Source organism: Kitasatospora sp. NPDC057692 (genome assembly GCF_042799475.1).
Lineage (GTDB): Bacteria > Actinomycetota > Actinomycetes > Streptomycetales > Streptomycetaceae > Kitasatospora.
This window is the reverse complement of sequence record NZ_JBHVIV010000067.1, coordinates 43,251-49,650: the sequence shown is the minus strand read 5'-3', so window position 1 is coordinate 49,650 and position 6,400 is coordinate 43,251. Positions and strand designations below refer to the sequence as shown.

General features: G+C 77.3%; 5 protein-coding genes. 4 read left to right on the top strand and 1 reads right to left on the bottom strand.

Annotated features, from left to right (window positions below; translation table 11 throughout):
* The first annotated feature begins 155 nt into the window (after positions 1-155).
* Positions 156-2,243 carry a primosomal protein N' gene (locus tag ACFVFS_RS30045; RefSeq protein WP_380627968.1) on the top strand — a complete coding sequence of 696 codons (2,088 nt, stop codon included), beginning with the start codon at positions 156-158 and terminating at the stop codon, positions 2,241-2,243.
* Positions 2,244-2,363: 120 nt separating this feature from the next.
* On the opposite strand, the gene ACFVFS_RS30040 is transcribed toward ACFVFS_RS30045, so the two are convergent.
* Entirely contained in the window at positions 2,364-3,014 is a 651-nt protein-coding gene (locus ACFVFS_RS30040; RefSeq protein ID WP_380627967.1) for a hypothetical protein, read from the bottom strand.
* Between the two features lie 256 nt (positions 3,015-3,270).
* Between ACFVFS_RS30040 and def the strand changes: the two genes are divergently transcribed.
* From def to ACFVFS_RS30025, 3 genes are all read left to right on the top strand, one after another.
* On the top strand, positions 3,271-3,816 hold the full coding sequence (gene def, locus ACFVFS_RS30035; protein ID WP_380627966.1) for a peptide deformylase: 546 nt from the start codon (positions 3,271-3,273) through the stop codon (positions 3,814-3,816).
* A gap of 46 nt (positions 3,817-3,862) precedes the next feature.
* Positions 3,863-4,804, top strand: a complete 942-nt coding sequence (gene fmt, locus ACFVFS_RS30030) for a methionyl-tRNA formyltransferase (protein WP_380627965.1) — start codon at positions 3,863-3,865, stop codon at positions 4,802-4,804.
* 108 nt (positions 4,805-4,912) lie between these two features.
* Positions 4,913-6,385 (top strand): RsmB/NOP family class I SAM-dependent RNA methyltransferase, encoded by a 1,473-nt coding sequence (locus ACFVFS_RS30025; RefSeq protein WP_380627964.1) that lies wholly within the window; start codon positions 4,913-4,915, stop codon positions 6,383-6,385.
* Positions 6,386-6,400: the final 15 nt, after the last annotated feature.

The window sequence follows — 6,400 nt, the reverse complement described above, 5'->3', positions numbered from 1 at the left end:
CCCGGGGGCGGGCCCCCCCGGGGGGGCCCAGTTCAACACGGGCGGGGGGCCTTCGCGGGGGTACCCGCGCTAAACCCGGCGGGGGGGGCCCCCCCGCCCCCCGGGGCGGCCGCCACCTGCCGTTTTGTCGGTGCGACCTGGTACTACTTGGGGCGATGAGCAGCACGCAGGGGAGTGACGAGGGCGGGGCGCCGGAGCAGCTGGCGTTCATCCGGGAGACGGTCCGCCGGGCCAAGCCGCGCAGCTGGCGCGGCGCCAAGCGGGCCGAGCACCTGCCGGTCGCCCGGGTGGTCGTCGACAAGGGCGTGCTCACCATCGACAAGTTCTTCGACTACGAGGTACCGGCCGCGATGGCCGAGGACGCACAGCCCGGTGTGCGGGTCCGGGTGCGTTTCGGGGCGCGTGTGGTCAAAGGGCAGCGTGAGGGGGGGGAGCTGCACGACGGTTTCATCGTCGCCCGGCTGGAGAAGAGCGACTTCCCCGGCCCGCTCGCCCCGCTCGCCCAGGTCCTCTCGCCGGAGCCGGTGCTCACCCCGCCGCTGCTGCGGCTCTGCCGCACCGTCGCCGACCGGTACGCGGGCACGCTGGCCGACGTGCTGCAGCTGGCGGTGCCGCCCCGGCACGCCAAGGCGGAGGCCGAGCCCTCGCCGCCGCCCCGCCCCCGCCCGCCGGCGCCCGCGCCCGGCGGCTGGTCGCGCTACCCGGCCGGCCCGGACTTCCTCGCCGCGCTGGCCGACGGCGGCCCGCCGCGCGCGGTCTGGGCGGCGCTGCCCGGGCCCGGCTGGCCGTACGAGATCGCCCGCGCCGTCGCCGCCACCCTGGCCGGCGGGCGCGGCGCCCTGGTGGTGCTGCCGGACGGCCGCTCGGTCGCCCGGGTCGACCGGGCGCTGACCGAGCTGCTCGGCGAGGGCATGCACGCCGTGCTGGCCGCCGACCTCGGCCCGCGCGAGCGCTACCGGCGGTGGCTGCAGGTCAGCCGCGGCTCGGTGCACGCCGCCATCGGCACCCGGGCCGCGATGTTCGCACCGGTGCACGACCTCGGGCTGGTCGTGGTCTGGTCCGACGGCGACTCCAGCCACGGCGATCCGCGCAGCCCGCACCCGCACGTGCGGGAGGTCGCCCTGCTGCGCGCCGCCGAGGAGGGCGCGGCCGTGCTGCTCGGCGGGCACGTCGTCACGGTGGAGGGCGCCCAGCTGGTGCGCACCGGCTGGGCCCGGTCGCTGGCCGCCGACCGGGAGACCGTCCGCCGCACCGCGCCGCGGGTGCGCACCGTCACCGACCAGGACCAGCACCGGGACGCCGCCGCCCAGGCCGCCCGGCTTCCCTCGGTCGCCTGGGAGGCGGCCCGGGAGGGCCTCGCGGCCGGCGGGCCGGTGCTCATCCAGGTGCCCCGGCGCGGCTACGTGCCCCGACTGGCCTGCGGGCGCTGCCGCACGCCCGCCCGCTGCCGGCGCTGCGAGGGCCCGCTGGAGGCGGCCGGGGCGGACGCGCCGCTGCGCTGCCAGTGGTGCGGCGTGGAGGAGCGGGACTGGCACTGCCCGGAGTGCGGCTCGTTCCGGCTGCGGGCGCAGGTGATCGGCGCCCGGCGGACGGCGGAGGAGCTGGGCAAGGCGTTCCCGCGCGTTCCGGTGCGCACCTCCGGGCGGGACGCGGTGCTGCCCACCGTCCCGGACGAGCCGGCGCTGGTGATCTCCACGCCCGGCGCGGAGCCGGTCGTCGAGGGCGGCGGCGGGTACGCGGCGGCGCTGCTGCTGGACGGCTGGGCGCTGCTGAGCCGGCCCGACCTGCGGGCCGGGGAGGAGGCGCTGCGGCTCTGGCTGGCCGCCGCCGCGCTGGTGCGGCCGGCCACCGAGGGCGGGACGGTGGTGGTGGTCGCCGAGCCGACGGCGCGGCCGGTGCAGGCGCTGGTGCGCTGGGACCCGCTCGGGCACGCCGGGCTGGAGCTGGACGAGCGTGCGCAGCTGCACTTCCCGCCGGTCGCCCGGATGGCTTCGGTGACCGGCAGCCCGGCGGCGGTGGCGGACCTGCTGAACCTGGTCCGGCTGCCGGAGGAGGCGGATGTGCTCGGGCCGGTGCCGGTGGCGGCGCTGCGGGGGGAGGAGCAGGAGCGCGCGCTGCTGCGGGTGCCGCCCGGGCAGGGCGCGGCGCTGGCGGCGGCGCTGAAGGCAGCGCAGATCGCGCGGATCGCGCTGCGGACGCCGGAGACGGTCAAGGTGCGGATCGATCCGACGGACATCGGCTGACGGGTGTCGGCCGGCGGGTGTCGGTGGGACGGGTGTCGGGGTGGCCGGGGTTCGGGGTGGTGGACGTCGGGTGAGGGGCGCGGTGTCCGTACCGCGGCCCCCACCCGGCGTCCGGGGGCGTCAGCCGCGCAGCGGGACGCCGGGGCGGTCCAGCGCGGGGCGGTCGAGGGGGGCGCGGTCGAGGGCGGTGCGGTCGAGGGCGGTGCGGTCCAGCGCGGGGCGGTCGAGGCTGGTGCGGTCGAGGGCGCCCTGGCGGGCGGCCGGGACGGTCGCGGCGAGTCCGGTCGGGGCGGGGGAGCGGTCGCGCTCCGGCGGGTGGGCCGGCCCGTGGGCGACCGCCGGGGTGTGGCCGGGCAGCTCCTCGGAGCGGTCCGGGCGGCTGGGGCCCGGCACCGCGCCGCCCGCCGCCAGCAGCTCACTGGTCGGCCGGCGCATGCCGTACCGGCGGTGCACCGCCTGCTTGGTGACCCCGAGGGCCGAGCCCACCGAGTCCCAGGAGAAGCCCAGCGCGCGGTCGAACTCGACCGCCGCCGCCACCAGCGTCTCCACGCTCTCCCGCAGCTCCTGCGCCAGGCGCACCGTCGGCGCCGGGGCCCGCCCGTACACGACGAAGCCCGCCGAGGTGCTGGGCCGGCGCGGCCGGTAGACGTTGCCCAACTGGGCGGTGAGCGTCCGCAGGGCGTCGACCTGTCGCCTCACCCGCTCGATGTCCCGCACCAGCAGGTGCAGGCTCGCCCGCGCCCGGGCGTCGTGGTTGATCTGCTCGGCCATGGCTTACGTGCCACCTTCCGTACGGTTCGGCTCGGCCGGAGCGCCCTTCCCGCGCGCTCCGGCCACGGTCAATTCCACTTGACCAACGCCGGACCGCCCGCCGGGGTCACGCAGCCGGGGCGAGCGGGATGTGCCGGGACCCGGTCCGGACGGATTGCATAGACTGGCCGACGGCCGTGCGCACACCGCTCGGCCCGCTCGTCGCCAGCAGCCAGACCCCCGCACCCCGGACCCCGACGGACAGGAGCCCGCTTCCGTGGCGATCCAGCCGATCCGCATCTTCGGAGACCCCGTCCTGCGCGCCACCGCCCAGCCCGTCACCACCTTCGACAAGGAGCTCCGCACCCTCGTCAAGGACCTCACGGACACCATGCTCGACGCCCCCGGCGCCGGTCTGGCGGCGCCCCAACTCGGCGTCTCCCTACGGGTGTTCACCTATCACGTGGACGGCGTCACCGGCCATCTGATCAACCCCGACCTGTCGCTCAGCGAGGAGGAGCAGGAGGGCCCCGAGGGCTGCCTCTCGCTGCCCGGCCTGCGCTACGACACCCGGCGCGCGCACGGCGTCGTCGCCCGCGGCTTCACCATGCACGGCGACCCGGTCACCATCGAGGGCACCCAGCTGCTCGCCCGCTGCATCCAGCACGAGACCGACCACCTCGACGGCATCATCTTCATCGACCGCCTCGACACCGAGCAGCGCAAGGCCGCGCTCAAGGCGATACGCGAGTCGGACTGGGGCTCCGGCCCCGCTCCCGTGGTCAAGGTCTCCCCGCACAGCACCTTCGGCGCGGCGCGCTGACACCCTCCTTCGAACCAGCCAACTCCGCACTGCAGAAAGGCACTTGATGCGCCTCGTGTTCGCCGGCACCCCCGAGGTCGCCGTTCCCGCCCTGGACGCCCTGCTCGCCTCCGACCGGCACGAGGTCGTCGCGGTGGTCACCCGCCCCGACGCCCCCGCCGGCCGCGGCCGCAAGCTCGTCGCCAGCCCCGTCGCCCAGCGCGCCGAGGAGGCCGGGATCGAGGTCCTCAAGCCGGCGAAGCCGAGCGACCCCGACTTCGTCGCCCGGCTGACCGAGCTCGCCCCCGACTGCTGTCCGGTCGTCGCCTACGGCGCCCTGCTGCGCCCCGGCACCCTGGAGATCCCCGAGAACGGCTGGGTCAACCTGCACTTCTCGCTGCTCCCCGCCTGGCGCGGCGCCGCCCCCGTCCAGCACGCGGTGATGGCCGGCGACGAGGTCACCGGCGCGTCCACCTTCCTGATCGAGCAGGGCCTGGACTCCGGGCCGGTCTTCGGGGTGCTCACCGAGGAGGTCCGCCCCGCCGACACCAGCGGTGACCTGCTGGAGCGGCTCGCCCACTCGGGCGCCCGGCTGCTCGCCGCCACCATGGACGGCATCGCCGACGGCACCCTGCACGCCGTCCCGCAGCCCGCCGAGGGCGTCACCCTCGCGCCCAAGATCACCGTCGAGGACGCCCGGATCGACTGGACCGCGCCCGCGCTGAGGGTGGACCGGGTGGTGCGCGGCTGCGCCCCCGCGCCCGGCGCCTGGACCGAGTTCCGCGGCGAGCGGCTCAAGGTCACCGGCCCGGTGCGGCTGCTGCCCGAGGCCGCCGCCCTGGCGCCGGGCGAGCTGGCCGTCGGCAAGAACAGCGTCCGGGTCGGCACCGGCAGCCACGAGGTGGAGCTCGGCGAGGTGCGCCCGCAGGGCAAGAAGGCCATGCGGGCGGCGGACTGGGCCCGCGGCGCGCGCATCGAGTCCGGCGAGCGGCTGGGCGAGAGCGGCTGAGAGCGGCCGAGTACGGCCGAGAGCGCCCGTGACCGGCCGGGACCGGCTTTCCGCGTTACTGTTCGAGAGATCCAGAAATAGCCCCCGCAGCACTTTGAGGCACATCCCATGAGCACGTCCGGCAGTACCCACGGCACCTCCGGCACCACCGGTGCGTCCGGCGGAAAGCGCGCCCCGCGCCCGCACCGGCGCCCGAAGAAGGACCCGGCGCGCATCGTCGCCTTCCGCGCCCTGCGCGCCGTCGACGAGCGCGACGCCTACGCCAACCTCATCCTCCCCTCGCTGCTCCGCGAGGCCGAGCAGAAGGGCATGGACCGCCGCGACGCGGCCCTCGCCACCGAGCTGGTCTACGGCACCCTCCGGCTCCAGGGCACCTACGACGCGGTGATCGCCGCCTGCATCGACCGCCCGCTCAGCAAGGTCGACCCGCCGGTCCTCGACGTGCTCTCGCTCGGCGCCCACCAGCTGCTCACCACCCGCATCCCCAGCCACGCGGCCGTCTCGGCCACCGTCGAGCTGGCCCGGGTGGTGCTCGGCGACGGCAAGGCCAAGTTCGTCAACGCCGTGCTGCGCCGGATCAGCGCCCACGACCTGGACGCCTGGATCGAGCGGGTCGCCCCGCCGTACGACCAGGACGCCGAGGACCACCTCGCCGTCGTGCACTCCCACCCGCGCTGGGTGGTCGCCGCCCTGTGGGACTCGCTCGGCCGCTGGCAGCCGGACGACGCCGGGCGCGCCGCCGTGGAGCGGCTGCTGCGCGCCGACAACGAGCGTCCCGAGGTCACCCTGGTGGCCCGCCCCGGCCGGGCCGCCGTCGGCGAGCTGGCCGACGCGCTGCCGGAGGCCGAGCCGGGCCGCTGGTCCCCGTTCGCGCTGCGGCTCGCCGAGGGCGGCGACCCGGGCTCGATCGCGGCCGTGCAGGAGAACCGGGCCGGCGTCCAGGACGAGGGCAGCCAGCTGGTCGCCCTGGCGCTCGCCGCCGCGCCGCTGGACGGCCCGGACCGGCTCTGGCTGGACGGCTGCGCCGGCCCCGGGGGCAAGGCCGCGCTGCTCGGCGCGCTCGCCGCCGAGCGCGGCGCGGCGCTGGTCGCCAGCGAGAAGCAGCCGCACCGGGCCCGGCTGGTCGCCCGGGCGCTGGACGGCAACCCCGGCCCGTACACCGTGATCGCCGCCGACGGCACCCGCCCCGCCTGGCGCTCCGGCGGCTTCGACCGCGTCCTCGTCGACGTCCCGTGCTCCGGCCTCGGCGCCCTGCGCCGCCGCCCCGAGGCCCGCTGGCGCCGCCGCCCGCAGGACGTCGCCGCCTTCGGCCCGCTCCAGCGCGACCTGCTGCGCTCGGCCGTCGAGGCCACCCGGATCGGCGGCGTGGTCGGCTACGCCACCTGCTCCCCGCACCTCGCGGAGACCCGCGCGGTGGTGGACGACGTCCTGCGCACCGAGGGCGCCCGGGTCGAGTGGATCGACGCGCGGCCGCTGCTGCCCGGCGTCCCGTCCCTCGGCGACGGCCCGGACGTCCAGCTCTGGCCGCACCTGCACGGCACGGACGCGATGTACCTGGCCCTGCTGCGCCGCACGGCGTAGCCACCGACGCGTGAT